The sequence below is a fragment of the Tepidisphaeraceae bacterium genome (assembly GCA_035998445.1).
Classification (GTDB): Bacteria; Planctomycetota; Phycisphaerae; order Tepidisphaerales; family Tepidisphaeraceae; genus DASYHQ01.
Map to the genome: position 1 here is coordinate 51,403 of DASYHQ010000008.1, position 15,766 is coordinate 67,168.

A 15,766-nucleotide genomic window follows, 5' to 3' on the forward strand; every position below is an offset into this window, starting at 1 on the left:
CGGGCTGGTCGCTTTAGCAACCAGCCATCCCCCACATAGATAACACGACAAGACCACGGAGCCCGTCATGAAAGCAGTCACTTGGTGCGGTAAGTACGACGTTCGCGTGAGCAACGTGCCCGACCCGAAAATCCTGAACCCGCGCGACGCGATCATCAAGGTCACCAGCACCTGCATCTGCGGGTCCGACCTTCACCTGTACGACGGTTACATCCCCGGCATGCAGGCCGGCGACATCATCGGGCACGAGTTCATGGGTGAGGTGGTCGAACTCGGGCACGGCGTGAACAAGGACAAGCTGAAGATCGGCGACCGCATCGTCGTGCCGTTCACCATCTGCTGCGGCTCGTGCTTCTTCTGCCACAACAACCTCTGGAGCTGCTGCGAGAACACCAACCCCAACGCCGTTGTGCCCGAACAGGTATACGGCAGCACGACCGCGGGCCTGTTCGGTTACAGCCATCTCACCGGTGGCTACGCCGGCGGGCAGGCCGAGTACGTGCGCGTGCCGTATGCCGACGTCGCGCCCATGAAGGTGCCCGAAGGTTTGACCGACGATCAGGTCATCTTCCTGACCGACATCTTCCCCACCGGTTACATGGCGGCCGAGAACTGCAACATCAAGCCCGGCGATACCGTCGCCGTATGGGGTTGCGGCCCGGTGGCGCAGTTCGCGATCCGCAGCGCCCTCCTGCTGGGCGCCGAACAGGTCGTGGCGATGGACGACGTCCCCGAACGCCTCGAGATGGCCGCCCAGGGCGGCGCGACGACGATCAACATTCACGATGAGTACGTCTACGAGCGCCTGCGCGACCTCACCGGTGGCCGCGGGCCCGACGCCTGCATCGACGCCGTCGGCATGGAGGCCCACGGCCTCACGGTCGACGCCTTCGTCGACAAGGCCAAGGCCGCGCTCTACCTGGGCACCGACCGTACCCACGCCCTGCGTCAAGCGATCAACTGCTGCCGCGCCGGTGGCACCGTCTCGGTCCCAGGTGTGTACGGCGGCATGATGGACAAGTTCCCGATCGGCGCCTTCATGCAAAAGGGCCTGACGATGAAGACCGGTCAGACCCACGTGCCGGCCTACCTCGACCGCCTGATGGGCCACATCCAGCGCGGCGACATCGACCCCAGCTTCGTCGTCACCCACCGCCTGCCCCTGGACCAGGCCCCGCACGCCTACGAGATCTTCCAGAAGAAGGCGGACAACTGCATCAAGGTGGTGCTGAAGCCTTGAAGATTAGCGGACAAAACCTGTCGTCTCGCGCACTTGTCATCCCGATGGGAGGCTTGCCGACCGGAGGGATCTCGACCCGCGGACGGTTCGCGAACGTGGGAGATCCCTCAGGTTGCCAAGCCCATCGGGATGACATTGCCTTGACCCGCTACAAAGGAAGTGAAATTGCTCTAGACGATGCGAATCGCCAAATCGTTGAACGTGAAGCCGGTCGCGGCCAGCGTGTCATCGATCGTCGCCGGGTCGTCCAGGCGACGCAGGCTGAGCCTCTGGCCCTGCTCGTTCGTCGCGGTTAGCGAGCCGATCTGATCGGCCGCCAGGCCGAACGCCTCGCCGCCGTTGGGGGTGACGACCGAGCCCAGGCGAATCGAGCGGAGCGTGCTGGCGGCGATGACCGAGTCGCCGAACGTCGATGGCGTCACGCGGTTCATCGTGCGGATGGCGACCGAGGTGATCGTCGCCCCGCCGGCCAAGTCGGGCAGCGTGTCGGGGAAGGCGTCGGAGCCGACCCGGCCGGCGTAGATCTGCGAGTCGCTCATCGCATGCACGAGAATGCTGCCGATGTTACCGGTGGTGTCGATGGTCGTGCCGGTCATCTGGTCGCGCACAGTCAGGCTGCGCAGGGCCGCCACCCGGCCGACGGGGGCGTAGGCGTCCAACGTCGAATTCACCATCGAACCGGTGACGGTCATGACGCCGAATGACAGCGCAGAGAACGACGAATCATTGAAGGCGTTGCCGGTGATGTTGCCAATCGCGCCGGCGGCGGCCACGTTTAGTTGGGTCGCGGGCGCGCGGAACGTCACCCGTCCCACGGTTGGCCGGGCGCCGGCCGCGTCGCTGGCCCTGATCTCGGTGTCGTTCACCGCTCCGTACACCAGCACGCTGCCGATCGAACCGGCCGCGAGGGACGCGCCGCTCATCGTGTTGAACGTCGCCGAGCGCAGCGCGCCACCGACCAGCACCTCGCCGGTCAGGTTGATGTTGCGCGCGCCAAGCGTCGACAGGCCGCCGGGGGCGTTAACGTCACCGACGTTCACGAACCCATCGCCGCGCGATCCACTGATGACCAGGCGGGTGGCGCTCGTGCTGCCGGCGATGTCGATCGACTTCAGTTCGGCCGCCCCACCGGCGGTCAGGCGGGCGCGGCTGACGTCGTGGCTCTCCACGCCGGCGAACGTCACGGTCGCGACGCCCGGGCCGCTGAGGCTCATGCGGACGAGGGAGCCGTCGGTGTCGGTGTAGATGATCGATCGGTTGGCGGTCGCGCCCAGCTCGATCACGTTCGGGTTCCACACCTTGATCGTGCTGGTCGTCGCGTAGCCGTCGCCCTGGCCGTCGTTCAACACGATGCTGACGACGCGGTCGGAGAAGGTGGCGTTCGCGTCGCTGTTGGCGTAGGTCAGCGTGCGCAGCACCTGCTGGTATTGCGCAACGGTCGCGTTGCCGCTGAGGGTGAGCGCGCCGATCGTCGCGTCGTAGCTAGCGGTGATCGGCGTGCCGCTGGTCGCGACGGCGAGCGATTCGGCGCCACCGTCGGCCAGGTTCGTCAGCGTGACGACGCCACCGGCGAGCGAGCCGCTGTTGGTGTCGACGACGGTCAACCCCGCGTCCACGGCGGGCACGGTGGCGTCGGTGCCGACGATGAACTGCGTGTCGTAGCGCGCGCCGGCCACGTCGGGCCCGTTGGCGTCCACGTACGGGCGGTCGCCGGACGAGGTCGCGACGATCGTGCCGCTCAGCGTAAGCTTGGCGACGCTCGAATAGCGGTAGCTGATCTTCACCGGGATCGTCAGCACGGTCAGCCCGTCGACGACCGCCACGCTCGCGGCACCACCACTGTTGTTGACGCTGTTGTCGGCCAGATCTTCTGAGCCCTCCTGACCGACGATGTCGTAGTCGAGGCGTCCCGAGACGACGTGGACGTCGACGTTGCCGGTGGAAAACTTGCCGGCCGAGTCGATCGATACCGCGTTCGAGTCGATCACGAACGCCAGGTCGCGGACGGCGGCGTCACCGAGGTCGATGCCGAACGGACCATCGGCCTGCCCGCCGTAGTTGCCCGGGCCGCTGCCAGGGTCGTAATCGCGCGTGGAATTGCGCGCCCGCACGACCTCTCCGTTGGCGAGGTCGCCCGCGCTCACGTTGCCGTCGAGCAGGTCATCGTCGCCCAAGAACTCGATCGAGTCGCCGTCGAGGTCGACCGTGAACTGCCCCTCGTACGACGCGCGCAGCCCGTTACTGCCCTGGCCCTCAAGGTCCTCCCCAAGCGCCTCGGCCGACAGGCGGATGATGCTCTGGGCCGGGTCGACCTGGAACACCATCTGCGAAAACAGCGTGCGCGACTCGAGCGGTTCAACGGAAATCGGGCGATACAGCATGTTCAAGCTCTCCAAGGGGGCAAAACGCTAACAACGACTGTCGTGCGGCGCGATCGCTCATGCGATCACGCCACGTAAAGTAACGTGAGCAAATCCATTTGACGAATCGCTCGCGCCTGCCATGATGAGTTCGCAAACTCATGCGTACGCAGGCGCCATCCAACTTATCGGCCATCGAGGTCATCCTTCAGGATGTGGAAAAGACGTTCCCGACCGGCGTGCAGGCCGTGTCACCGATCTCACTAACGGTGCCGCAGGGGCAGTTCCTGGCGATGCTCGGGCCGTCCGGTTGCGGCAAGTCGACGCTGCTGCGGATGATCGCGGGGTTGGAGTCGGCCACCGCGGGAACCTTGCAGGTCGGCAACACCGCGGACTCGCCCGGGGCGGGCGTGGCGTTCGTGTTTCAAGATGCCCACCTACTGCCCTGGCGAACCGTGCTGCAGAACGTCGTGCTGCCGTTGGAGTTGCGCCACGACGAGCGCGCAGAGCGCGTCGACCGGGCAATGGAACAGTTGGAGCGTGTCGGCCTTGCCGATGCCGCTATGCGATACCCTGCCCAATTGTCCGGCGGCATGCGCATGCGCGTGTCGCTGGCACGAGCAATGGTCACCCGGCCTCGACTGTTGCTGTTGGACGAACCGTTTGCGGCGCTCGATGAGATCACCCGGCAGAACCTTGACGAACAGCTGCGCTCGCTATGGCAATCGCAGCGGATGACCGTGCTGTTCGTAACGCATTCGATCATGGAAGCCGCGTATCTGGCCGAGCGCGCGATCGTGCTGTCGGCCAGACCGGGGCGCGTGGTACTCGATCACGAGATCGCGCTGCCCACCGATCGCCCCGGGGCCATTCGCGGTGAACCGGCGTTCGCCAAGCAGATGCGGGTGCTGTACGAGGCGTTGGAAGGTGGGACACGGCGATGAATGCCTCCCATTGGCTCAACCAGGCGATGCTGCCGATCCTCCCCGCGATCTTGGTCGCGGGCGCATTGGAAGTGCTGGTGCGCTCCGGCGTGGTGCCGTCGTTCCTCGTGCCGGCGCCGAGCACCGTCGCGCGTACACTGGCGACCGCCGACGACCTCTGGCGCGTCGCCGGTGAAACCGCGGTGGCCGCGGGACTGGGGTTCCTTGCCAGCGCGGTGATTGGTGTGATTCTGGCGGTGGGGTTGGCGTCGGCGCAGTGGGTCCAGCGGATGTTTTACCCGTACGCGGTCATCTTCCAGACCGTGCCGATCGTCGCGATCGCGCCGCTGCTGGTCATCTGGCTGGGCTTTGGGTTGGAGACGATCGTGGCGTCGGCGTTCATCGTGTCGGTCTTCCCGATCATCGCCAACACGCTCACCGGCCTGCGGTCGACCGACCCGGCGCTGCGCGATTTGTTCCAACTCTACGGCGCTCGCCCGATGGCTACCCTGCTGAAGCTTCGCCTGCCCGCGGCGCTGCCCGCGATGATGACCGGCCTGCGCGTGGCGGGCGGACTGGCGGTGATCGGCGCGATCGTCGGGGAGTTCATAACCGGCTCGGGCATTGGCGGTGAGATCGTCGTCGCCCGGCAACAGCAGAAGATCGACCGCGTCTTCGCCGGCCTACTATTGGCGGCTGGGCTCGGTATCGCATTGTTCGGCCTGATTAACGCGATAAGCTATGGGCTGCTGCGCCACTGGCACGCGTCGGAGCGGAAGACCTAAGTCACGAGAGATATCGTATGAAAATGTTCCCACTGTTCGCCATGCTGCTTGCGGTTGTTCCTCTGATCGGGTGTGAGCGAGAGGAACAGAAGATCGTCCCCGACGCCGCGGTGGTCGAGGGCGAGATGGCCGACGTCACGCTGCAATTGAACTGGAAGCCCGAACCGCAGTTCGGTGGGTTCTACGCCGCCCAACGGGCGGGCAGCTATCGGAAGCATGGGGTGGACGTGGCCATTCAGCCGGGCGGCGCCGGCGCCCCGACGGTGGACATGCTGGGCGCGGGTCGCGTGGAATTCGCAATCGTCAGCGCCGACGAGATCGTCCGCGCCCGCGCCAACGGCAACATGCTCGTGGCGCTGATGGCGGTCTACCAGATCAACCCGCAGGGCATCATGACCCGCGCCTCGCGCGGCTTCGAGGACATCGGTGACGTCTTCAAGAACAGCGGCACCCTCGCGATGGAACGCGGCCTGCCCTACTCCGACTTCCTGAAGCAAAAGTACGGCTTCGACAAGCTCACGATCGTCCCCAGCCCGTTCGGCGACCTCTCGATGTACCGCACAAAGGAGGACTACGCGATGCAGGTCTTCGTCACCAGCGAACCACTGGCGGCCAAGAAGATCGGCATCGAGCCCAAAACGTTCCTGATCGCCGACGCCGGCTACAACCCGTACACGACGGTGCTGGCGACGTCCGAGTCGTACCTGAAAGCCCAGCCGGCCGTGGTCGCTAGCATGGTGCAGGCGGTGCGGGAAGGCTGGACCGCCTACCTGGCCGACCCAATCGAGACCAACAGCGACATGGGCAAGCTGAACCCCACCATGGACGCCGAAACCTTGGCTGCCAGCGCCGCGGCGCAGCTGGAACTGATCCAGACGGCCGAGACGAAGTCGAACGGTTTGGGCTCGATGACGCTGCAGCGCTGGCAAACCCTCGTGCAGCAGCTGAAGGAACTTGGCACCATCACCACCGATGTTGACCCCGCCAAGTGCTTCGTGACAACCGAGGAACTTCAGGGGATGGCCAAGAAGTAGAAGTTCAACCCAATAGCCCCCGGTTTACCAGGGGGACAATCGCACCCCCCGGTAAACCGAGGGCTATATCGGTCCAACCTCAAACCAGCGTCTTCTTCCGCTTCTCCCGGCGTACCGGGCGAGATTGGCGCTTCGACTCCGCGTGGCGTTGCGCCAAGGCGTGCAGTTCGATCAGTTCCTCTTCACTTACGTTGGCCAGTGATTCGACCTGTCCCAGCGCATGGGCCCAGTCTTCGCGCGATGGCGAGCCGGCCTTGCGGTGAGCCGGGTGAAGGGCCGCCGGGTATTGCCGCCAAGGGAACAGCGCGTTGAACGCCACCGCGATCAGCAGCATGACCGCGACGTTTACAGCGACCGGGGTCAGCAGGTACGTGTAGCCGATCGATCGCAGCGCCTCGCCCCCCAGCACCGCCGTCAGGGCGGTCGCGCCACCGGGCGGGTGGATGCACCGGCCGTAGTACATCGCCGTCACCGATAAGCCCACCGCCAGCGCGGCCGCCACGGGGGCGTTGGGAACGAACCGGGCACACGTCACCCCAATGGTCGCCGAGACCAAATGCCCCATGACCAGCGGCCACGGCTGTGACAACGGCCCGTGCGGCGCCGCGAACAGCAGCACGGCCGACGCCCCCATCGAGGCTACCACCGGCATGACCGCCAGCGGCCCCAGCTGCCACTGCGTCAACAGCGCCACCGCCGCGATCGCAAGGAACGCGCCGAGGCCCGAGATCAGCTTTTCACGATGGTTGTTGGGGGTAAGCTCCAACCCCACGAGCGACATCAGACGGGTACGACGGTTCATGAGATCATGCTCCCCCAAACGATCGCGTGCGAACGCAGCGCGTCCGAATTCGCCGGCGGTTTCGCAGACGGACACGCTCGCGTTCCGCCAAACCGCAAGCGACCATCGATCGCGTAGCCGTGCGTCCGTCGCAAGCGCACCTCAAGTCCGGTGACCCTTGCGGTCACCAAACCCAGCAGGTTCCCTGAGTAGAACCGACCCTTACCAGCCGCTGCGCGTCGGCCCGCTACCACCGCGCGGTGGACCGCTGCGGGGTGGGCCACTGCGAGGCGGTGGGCCACCGGGTCGGCGGAAGTTGCCCGATTGCGGGCGGTCGCCCCCGCGATCGCCACCTCGGCCACCACCGTAACCTCCTCCACCACCATAGCCACCCCCACCGCGTGGCGGTGGGCTGGTACGCTTCGGCATAGGGGTCGCGGCGCGGCGCTTGCCCGGGCTTAAGGGGGGAATTGGGAACTTGATCTCACCGGCCTTCTGAAGCTTCAGGCCGGTCTCCCACAGTTTCTTGAGGGCCGCATTGGCGTAGGGATTCTTCGCCAGACTGTCCGTAGCGGCACGGCGGCCTTCGTCAAACGCCTTGCGGCGACGGGCCAGGGACACACGAGAGGGCATCGACAAACTCCACCCGCCCCTGCTCAACTTTCAACCCCTGCTTCTACACCCGGCGCCCGGGCCCATTCCGCCCGACCACCGGTAACCGTACTTAAATGTGACTGAGCCGGGTGGGGATCGAACCCACGACCCACAGATTAAAAGTCTGTTGCTCTACCAACTGAGCTACCGGCTCGCACGCGCTCCAACGCCACGATCGCGAGGTCCGGAATCATAATCGCTTCGATAGCGTCACTCAAACTTTACGTGATGATTTATAGCCTAACAGGTATTTCGTCCGCGGTCGCCTATAATTCATCGCATGCCGCTCGTCAGTGATCGCTGCATCTGCCTGCGCAAGGTCGAGTTCAGCGAGACCTCACAAATCCTCCACCTTTACACGCGCCGCCACGGCCTGCTGCGCGTGATCGCAAAGGGTGCGCACCGGCGGACCAAGGCTGGCGCCAGCAAGTTCGACGGGGGTGTCGACCTTTTGGACATCGGTGACGCCGTCTTCACCCACGACCTCGTCCGCGACCTGCAGACCCTGACCGAGTGGCATTTGGCCGACGGGCACCCCCAGTTGCGATCGAACCTGCGTGGCCTGCATTTGGCGATGTTCACCGGCGAACTGTGCGCTAACCTGTTCGAGGAACACGACCCCCACCCACCGCTGTTCGACCGGTTTCAGTCCGCATTGTCGGACTTCGGCACGCCGAAACAGGAAGAAACCTTCCTGGCGCTGCTCCTCGACCTTCTACGCGAAAGCGGTTATCTGCCGGAGCTTTCGAACTGCGTAGAGTGCGGCGCCGGCGGGGTCGATCGTGGGCCGGCGTTCATGTCGGCGTCGCGCGGGGGCCTGATCTGCCGTAACTGCGAGGCCGCCACGCCCGACCGGGCGTCGCTGGACGTGCGCCTGCTGCGGTTGGCCCAGTCGATCCTCAAACTCCCCCGCACCAACGGCACCGCGTTGCGCCTGCCCCGTTTAACCCGCCACCAGACCGACCCGCTGAACCACATCCTGATCGACCACGTCGAGCATCAGCTTGGGCGTCGGTTCCGCATGCCCCGGTACGTGCTGGGCCCGACCGTGCCCAGCGCGATTGTGGGTCGATAGCGCGAAACGGATGGTCCGAATGCCGTTTAGCCGCGAGCTTGCTCGCGATCGATCTGGAATCCATGGTCGCGCAGTTGATGAGAAACCCATCGCGAGCAAGCTCGCGGCTAAACGGTTAAGCAATCCACCCCTATGCGCCATGGGCACCCCGCGGTAATAATGCCGCAAACCTTTGGGAGGCTTTGCCATGTCGATTCGCGCTCGCGTTCGTTCGATTTGTACGACCATCCTGGCCGCGTTGGCCTTCACGTTATTCACTGCCAGTCCCGCGATGGCGCAGGACGCCGGCAAGAAGCTGCGCATCGGCGTTTCCATCCCCGCGGCCGACCACGGTTGGACCGCGGGCATCGGCTGGTGGGCCAAGCGGGCGATGGCGTTGCACCCGGAGGTCGAGTGGACCTACGCCACCGCCGCCGACCCCGCCAAGCAGATCGCCGACGTGGAAGACATGATGGCCAAGGGGATCGACGCCCTGGTTATTCTGGCGACGGAATCCGCCCCGCTGACGCCGGTGGCCGAGGAGGCCCACAAGCGCGGCATCTACATCGTGAACGTCGATCGCGGCTTCCTGAAGCCGGTCGCCGACGTCTTCATCGAAGGGGACAACGCCGCCTTCGGGCGCAAGAGCGCCCAGTTCATCGTCGAGAAGATGAAGGCCGAGGGGAAGACGAACCTCGTCATCCTCGAGGGCATCCCCAGCACCGTGAACACCGCCCGCGTGAACGCCGCCATGGAGGTCTTCAAGGCGCACCCCGAGATCAAGGTGCTCGGCCAACAGCCGGCGATGTGGAACCGCGAGAAGGGGCTGTCGGTCATGCAGAACCTGCTGACGCAGCACGTGAAGATCGACACCGTCTGGGCCGGCGACGACGACGTCGCGCTGGGCGCGATCCAGGCGATCAAGGAAGCCGGCCGCGAGGGTGAGATGTGGGTCTTCCCCGGCGCCGGGATGAAGGAGGTCGTGAAGATGGTGATGGACAAGGACCCGATGATCCCCGCCAACATCACCTACCCCCCCAGCATGATCGCCGCCGGCATCCACATCGCGGTCTCCAACTTGCGTGACGGCAAGGCCAAGGCGATCGGCGAGTTCATGCCGCGTCACATGATGATCGACGTGGAATTGATCACGCCGGAGAACGCGGAGGAGCATTACTTCCCCGAATCGGTGTATTGAGCGGTCAGGGCAGACATTAGTGGTCAGATAAGAAGGCGGCGAAAGCCGCCTTCTTTTTTGGTCGTCTGTAGGACAGGCACTCCTGCCTGTCTCTCAGGGCGTCCGCTTCTCCCGTATTCTCTCTTCTGCGGCACCGGCATTCTTGCCTGTGTCTCTTCTGCCTTTGCATTTGGTGGGACGTACATTTTTCTCTGCCTCTCTTGGTGTTGCGCTGCCTGGAAATCAAAAGAGACGCGAAGTCGCGAAGGCGCGAAGCAGACGCGAAGGCGGACGCAAGAGACTCGTACCACCTCCGCTCTCGACGGCGGTTTGGGCAAGGCAAAACGAGAATCCGTGCACCATTTTGCACCATTGTGCACCATCGGGTGATGGCGAGGGAGGCCAGTGAGGTTCTGGGCGCCGCATATTCGATTGTCAAAGAGCACGCTATCCATCTCTACGGACGCGCTGCGCAATTGAGGTGCAATCCGCGCAACAACCTTCGGACTTCTTCGTGTCCTCCTTCGCGCCTTCGTGGCTCCCCGCTTGATCGCGGCTCCGCCGCGCGTGGCAGACAACAATGTCCGCCCCACCAAATGCAAAGGCAGAAGAGACACAGGCGAGAATGCCTGTGCCACAGAAGAGAGAGAGAGAGAGAGAGAGAGAGAGAGAATACGGGGGGACAGACAGACGGCGGGAGAGACAGGCAGGAATGCCTGTCCTACAGAAGAAAAAGCCACGGCGTTCGGATGTTTGTTCGACCGCTAGCGACTGCCCACCGCCTACGCCGACATCGCAAGATCCTCGCACCGCATCACGCGATTCCGTCCTGCTTCCTTTGCCCGATAGAGGCCGTTGTCGGCCATGGTCAGCAGTTGGGCGGCGGTCGTTGGGCGGTTCTCGGCCAGGGACGCGATGCCGACGGACATGTTCACGCCGACCTCGCGGTTCAGGATGGCCGCCGACTCGGTGCGGAACTCGTCGCGCACGCGGTCGATGACGCTCGTCGCCTCGTCGGCGGTTGCGTGGGGCAACAGCAGGATGAACTCGTCACCGCCGTAGCGGGCGGCGACGTCCATCTTGCGCATGTTGCTGCCGATCACCCGCCCCGCCAGTTGCAGCAGCTGGTCGCCAACGCCGTGCCCAAAACTGTCGTTGAGCTGCTTGTAGCCGTCCAAATCGATCATGATGCACGACAAATCGTGCCCGTACCGCTGCGACTCGGCGAACAGCTGCTCGCTGACCTTGCCGAAGTGCCGGCGGTTGTACAAACCGGTCAGTGGGTCGGTCGCCGCCATCTCCTCGACGCGCGTCAGCGATTCTTCCAGCTGCGCGTTCTTGAACTGCACCTGCAGCAGCGCGGCCTCTAAATCGTGGCGCAGCGACTCGTTCTCGCGCTTCACCTTGGCGACGATCAGGTTCTTCTCGATGACCAGCGGGATCGTGAACAAATAGTCGCCGACCTTCACCACGTAATCGGTCGCGCCGCGGCGAATGGCCTCGGCGGCGATGTGGCCGACGTTCTCGCCGGTCACCATGATGACCGGGGTATGGCAGCGGGCGCGGATCGCGTCCAGCACGTCCATGCCGTTGGCGTCGGGCAGGTTGTAGTCGGTCAGGATCAGGTCGAACGTGACCAGGTTCTGCTCGAGCGCGGCCCGCGAGGTGCCGACCGCCGTCACCGTGCCGGCGCCAAAGTGGTCGTCGAGCGTCTCGCGCATCAGGTCGCGCTGGTCGGCATCGTCCTCGATGATCAGCAGTCGGATCGGTTCCACAAACGTCGCCTTTCGCAGTCGCTACTGCGCCTTCCGTATTCCAGGCCACACACGAGAGCCGTACTTCATTGAGTTACAATTCGATCCGCGGCCAGACAAATGGAATTCCTTAACATTCGCCTCGGGTCGCGACCGAACCGGCACGACGCATCGCACCCTACCGCCTGCACGCCTCCGGTGGGAGGTGCCGTTGGGGGTACTGGTGGATCGTCAGCCAGTAGTTCGTGCTGGCCAGTACCGTTCGTAGGAACTGTTCCGCATTTGCCGGTTTTATCGTGTAGCTGTTGGCGCCGTTGGCGGCGGCGCGGCGCATCTCGGCCTCGTCGCTGACGCCGGTCATCATCACGATTGGAATGTCCTTGAACGCCGCGTTCGACCGAATGCGCTGCAGGCATTCCTGGCCACCCATGCCGGGCATCTCAATGTCCAGGAAGATCAGCCCCGGCCGCGGGGCGCGCTCGTAGTGACCGGACTGGCTGAGGAACTCCAGCGCTTCCATGCCGTTGCGCACCTCGTAGACGCGGTTGGCGACCTTGCTCTCGGCGATCGCGTCGCGCACGAGCAGGCGGCAGTCCGGGTCGTCGTCGACCAGCAGGATCGTGAACGGTTCGGCCACCTCGCTCGACGGACGATGTTCGCGTGCGTTTGGCATGTCTTTGTACATCTCGACCTCACTTCAACATCTGTAGGGGCAGGCCTCCGTGCCTGCCCTCCTGTCTATTTCCGCCGGAACAGAGGCGGGCAGGCACGGAGGCCTGCCCCTACGGCGCGACGGCGCATTCAAGCCGCGGCGAACAAACCTTTACCACCGGTGGCGCGGCTGGCGTACATCGCGCCGTCGGCGAGGTACTGCCCGTTGATCGTGAACCGGAACGTCGTGCCCTGGCTCAGCTGGCTCTCGACCCAGATCGTGCCGTTGTACGTCTCGACGATGCTCTTCACGCTCGCCAGCCCCACGCCTTTGCCGGCGATGTTCTGCACCGACTGCGACTTGCCACGCCGGAAGACCTGGAACACCTTCGGCAGCTCGCCCGCCTCGATGCCCTCGCCCGTGTCGCTGACGTAAAACTCGGCCTCACCGTCTCGCGGAACCGAGCCAACGCGGATCTCGCGCCGCTCGCCGTCGCCCATGTACTTGATCGCGTTGTCGATGAGGTTCTGAAATATCTGCCGCACGCGCGCCCGCTCGCCCTGAATGTGCGGCAACGGCCCTTCGATTAGCAGCGAGATGCCGCGCGTGCGAAGGTCGTTCTCGAACATGTCACCCAGGTCGTGCACGATGGCGGCGGGGTCGACGCGCTCGGCGTCGTGGCGGCGCGTCTTGATGCGGCTGAGCTCCAGCAGCTCGCCGATCAGGTCCGTCTCGATCTCGACGTTCTTCTGGATGCGCCCCAGGCGGTGCACGACGTCCTCGTCGAACTTGTCCTTGTGCTTGGTCAGCAGCATCGCGGTCATGCCGGCGATGTTGCGCAGCGGCGCGTTCAGGTCGTGCGAGATGGCGCGCAGGAACTCCTCCTTCTCGGCGATCTCGCTGCTGAGGCGGCGGTTGGCCACCTCCAGTTCGACCGTGCGCTGGCGCACGCGTTCCTCAAGGTCGCGATTGGCGATGGCCAGTTGCAGGTTGGCCGTGGCCAGCTGCGTGTTGGCCTCCTCCAACCGACCGTTGGCTGCGGCCAGGTCGTCCTGGTGGCGCTTCACGCGGATCACCATCTCGTTGAACGACCGCGCCAGCGTGCCGATGAGGTCCGGCCGATGTACCGCCACCCGGGCCGTCAGGTCACCGGCGGCGATGCGGTCGGTCGCATGCACCAACTCGCGGATCGGCAGGAAAATGCGGTGCACGAGCATCGACACCAACGGCAGGCTCAGCAGCACGACGAAGACGCAGACCACCACCAGCATGAGCCGGATGGTCGACAGGTGCGCCTCGTCGTCGGTCTGCGTGGTGGCGACCGTCACGTATCCCACGAACCGGGAGTTGGGCGTGTCGCTGCGCGCCCGCGCCGCGTTGGGCTCGGCGATCTGGATGACGGGCACGGTGGCGTACGCGAAGTCGCCGAGCGCGGGCGTTTGGCCACGCCGGACCTTCAGCAGCTGGGCGGTGTCGAGCTTCCAGCCCCCCATGAACTGCATGTTGAGCGGGTCGATGTCCGGATCGGCGCTGGCCACGCTCAGCAGCACGCCCTGCGCGTCGTAGAACCCGATGGCCGCGACCGCCGAGTTGCGAAGGATCCGCCGGGCGATGCGGTCGAGGTCGCCCACGTCGCGCCGCGCCAGCTGGCGTTCGCTGGCCATGCCGAGCGTGTGCGCGACCTCGATCGCGTGTTCGCCCATCACGTTCCAGAAGACCGTGCGCGTCTGGTGGACGTAGATCGACAGCGACGTGCCCAGCGCCAGCGTGAGCATGAGCATGAACGCGAGCACGAGCTTGCCCTGCACGCCCATGCCGACGCTGAACCGCCGGTACCACGGCGCGCGCGACCACTGGCGCATTAGCGCGCGGTAGTCGTCGGGCTCGTCGGTGGAAGTACCCATAGCGATGCCGCAGGCGCTAACGGCTAGAGCCGGCGGCTATCGTGATCATCGTCGCGCGGGCGGCGCGGGTTAACGCGAACGCGACGGAGCGGGGGCAGGAAGTGAAGTTTTGGGATCGAGTTGGAGCCGTTCTGGTGATTATGGGACGTGAATGAAGCGCGAGCCCAAAGACCGAGTGTCATCCCGAGCGGAGCCTAAAGGCTAGCGGACAAAACCTCCGACGCTATACGCGGACGTGTCATCCCGATGGGAGCCTTGGCGACCTGAGGGATCTCGAACGTCGGACGTTTCTCGGCCTTGGGAGATGGGTGAGGTCGGCAAGCCTCCCATCGGGATGACAACTCGCGCGATGCGATCACCGACTGTTCTTATTCAGACTGCCAAGCAATGACCACCCTTCCCGGCCCTACTGCACCTTCACCGAAACCACCGTCGGCCGCTGGAGCGTCGACGGCACGGCGATCAGCACGTTCCCATTCGCGGTGCGGCCGAAGACGGGCAGCCATTTACCTTCGATCGTCGCCTGCACCTCACCGGGCGGCAGGTTGGCGATCTCCAGCAGCGGTTGGATCAGCGGGCGTTGCTGCGGGTCGATCGTCACATCCAACCGCGAGCCGCGCGCAGAAATACGATACGCGCCGCTGATCTCGTTGTAGCCGTCGTTGTTTGCATCGCCGGTTGACAACCGATCAAGCTCGCCCTGCGCCGATGGCACCTCGAGTACGCCGGGACGCTCATGCTGTTGGGCGAACGCGGCGTAGTCGCGTCCGACCGTGTTGCCGGTCGGCATCGTGACGTGGTGGCCGTTCATCAGGCACCGCCCGTCCGGGTACGCGACGACGACGCCGGCCGGCGTGCCGGTCAGCCACAGGCGAGCCGGGGTGGCCTCCGTCACCGAATACGAATGCTCGGCCAACCCATCGGCACTGGTCGGCCATGAGCGCCCCGCGCCGTGCGACCAGCGCGCCACCGTGCGATGCCCCTGGTGAAGGACGGTCCAACTCGGCGACTCGGCCAGCACGCGCAAGTCGTTTACCAGCAGCACGTCGTCCAGAAACCGCACGGGCCCGTCGAAACGAAATTCCAAGTCGTGCGGCGGCCCCTCGTGCACTGCCGCCAGATCGACCTGGACCAGCGTCCAACGATGAGCCGGCACGGCGACGCGGTTGGTGGCGCTGGCATCGGTGCCGGGCGCGTAGGTGACCTCGACCTTCGCCGGCCCGTCGGCGTACACGTATGCGCCCACCAGCGTCCAATCGCCCGGCCAAGCGCCGCCGCTCACCAGTGACGGCAACCGCACCGTCACGCGGTCGCGCACGGCCAGCGCGGCGCTGCCCGTGTGGAACATGGCCTTTCGCCCGCGGGCAATCGTGCCACCGGTCTGGAAGACGTGGTCGCTGTCATGTTCGAAGCCCAGCACGACCGCGAAGGGCATCGTTAATGTTGAA

13 protein-coding genes and 1 tRNA gene are annotated in these 15,766 nt (G+C 65.0%); 6 read left to right on the plus strand and 8 right to left on the minus strand.

What is annotated here, in order from left to right; translation table 11 throughout:
• Nucleotides 1–67 precede the first annotated feature (67 nt).
• Nucleotides 68–1,240: a zinc-dependent alcohol dehydrogenase gene (locus tag VGN72_01885; protein ID HEV7298085.1), complete on the plus strand. Its 1,173-nt coding sequence runs from the start codon at nucleotides 68–70 to the stop codon at nucleotides 1,238–1,240.
• Between the two features lie 170 nt (nucleotides 1,241–1,410).
• Here the strand turns inward: VGN72_01885 and VGN72_01890 are convergent, their stop codons facing one another.
• Entirely contained in the window at nucleotides 1,411–3,621 is a 2,211-nt protein-coding gene (locus VGN72_01890) for a hypothetical protein (GenBank protein ID HEV7298086.1), read from the minus strand.
• Between the two features lie 140 nt (nucleotides 3,622–3,761).
• On the opposite strand from VGN72_01890, the gene VGN72_01895 reads away from it, so the two are divergent.
• Genes VGN72_01895 through VGN72_01905 form a run of 3 tightly spaced genes read left to right on the plus strand, consistent with a single transcriptional unit; the run spans nucleotide 3,762 to nucleotide 6,342 of the window.
• Nucleotides 3,762–4,544, plus strand: a complete 783-nt coding sequence (locus tag VGN72_01895) for an ABC transporter ATP-binding protein (protein ID HEV7298087.1) — start codon at nucleotides 3,762–3,764, stop codon at nucleotides 4,542–4,544.
• Nucleotides 4,541–5,308: an ABC transporter permease gene (locus VGN72_01900; protein ID HEV7298088.1), complete on the plus strand. Its 768-nt coding sequence runs from the start codon at nucleotides 4,541–4,543 to the stop codon at nucleotides 5,306–5,308. The genes VGN72_01895 and VGN72_01900 overlap by 4 nt, the downstream gene beginning before the upstream one ends.
• Nucleotides 5,309–5,325: 17 nt before the next feature.
• The gene (locus VGN72_01905) at nucleotides 5,326–6,342 is read left to right on the plus strand and encodes an ABC transporter substrate-binding protein (GenBank protein HEV7298089.1); all 1,017 of its coding nucleotides are present in this window, start codon (nucleotides 5,326–5,328) and stop codon (nucleotides 6,340–6,342) included.
• A 79-nt stretch (nucleotides 6,343–6,421) separates the two neighbouring features.
• Here VGN72_01905 and VGN72_01910 read toward each other — a convergent pair whose 3' ends face one another.
• The 3 genes from VGN72_01910 to VGN72_01920 form a co-directional block, all read right to left on the minus strand.
• Nucleotides 6,422–7,144 carry an HPP family protein gene (locus VGN72_01910; GenBank protein ID HEV7298090.1) on the minus strand — a complete coding sequence of 241 codons (723 nt, stop codon included), beginning with the start codon at nucleotides 7,142–7,144 and terminating at the stop codon, nucleotides 6,422–6,424.
• A 201-nt stretch (nucleotides 7,145–7,345) separates the two neighbouring features.
• Nucleotides 7,346–7,756, minus strand: coding sequence for a hypothetical protein (locus VGN72_01915; protein HEV7298091.1), 411 nt, complete (start codon nucleotides 7,754–7,756; stop codon nucleotides 7,346–7,348).
• A 102-nt stretch (nucleotides 7,757–7,858) separates the two neighbouring features.
• A tRNA-Lys gene (locus VGN72_01920) sits at nucleotides 7,859–7,931 on the minus strand.
• A gap of 126 nt (nucleotides 7,932–8,057) precedes the next feature.
• On the opposite strand from VGN72_01920, the gene recO reads away from it, so the two are divergent.
• Together recO and VGN72_01930 are read left to right on the plus strand one after the other, a co-directional pair.
• The gene (gene recO / locus VGN72_01925; GenBank protein HEV7298092.1) at nucleotides 8,058–8,852 is read left to right on the plus strand and encodes a DNA repair protein RecO; all 795 of its coding nucleotides are present in this window, start codon (nucleotides 8,058–8,060) and stop codon (nucleotides 8,850–8,852) included.
• 187 nt (nucleotides 8,853–9,039) lie between these two features.
• The gene (locus tag VGN72_01930) at nucleotides 9,040–10,029 is read left to right on the plus strand and encodes an ABC transporter substrate-binding protein (protein ID HEV7298093.1); all 990 of its coding nucleotides are present in this window, start codon (nucleotides 9,040–9,042) and stop codon (nucleotides 10,027–10,029) included.
• A gap of 761 nt (nucleotides 10,030–10,790) precedes the next feature.
• On the opposite strand, the gene VGN72_01935 is transcribed toward VGN72_01930, so the two are convergent.
• From VGN72_01935 to VGN72_01950, 4 genes are all read right to left on the minus strand, one after another.
• The gene (locus VGN72_01935; protein HEV7298094.1) at nucleotides 10,791–11,783 is read right to left on the minus strand and encodes a diguanylate cyclase; all 993 of its coding nucleotides are present in this window, start codon (nucleotides 11,781–11,783) and stop codon (nucleotides 10,791–10,793) included.
• 157 nt (nucleotides 11,784–11,940) lie between these two features.
• Nucleotides 11,941–12,435, minus strand: a complete 495-nt coding sequence (locus VGN72_01940; GenBank protein ID HEV7298095.1) for a response regulator — start codon at nucleotides 12,433–12,435, stop codon at nucleotides 11,941–11,943.
• Nucleotides 12,436–12,563: 128 nt separating this feature from the next.
• The gene (locus VGN72_01945) at nucleotides 12,564–14,318 is read right to left on the minus strand and encodes an ATP-binding protein (GenBank protein HEV7298096.1); all 1,755 of its coding nucleotides are present in this window, start codon (nucleotides 14,316–14,318) and stop codon (nucleotides 12,564–12,566) included.
• Nucleotides 14,319–14,724: 406 nt separating this feature from the next.
• A complete protein-coding gene (locus tag VGN72_01950) occupies nucleotides 14,725–15,753 on the minus strand; it encodes a hypothetical protein (protein HEV7298097.1) in 1,029 nt (342 codons plus the stop codon).
• Nucleotides 15,754–15,766 lie beyond the last annotated feature (13 nt).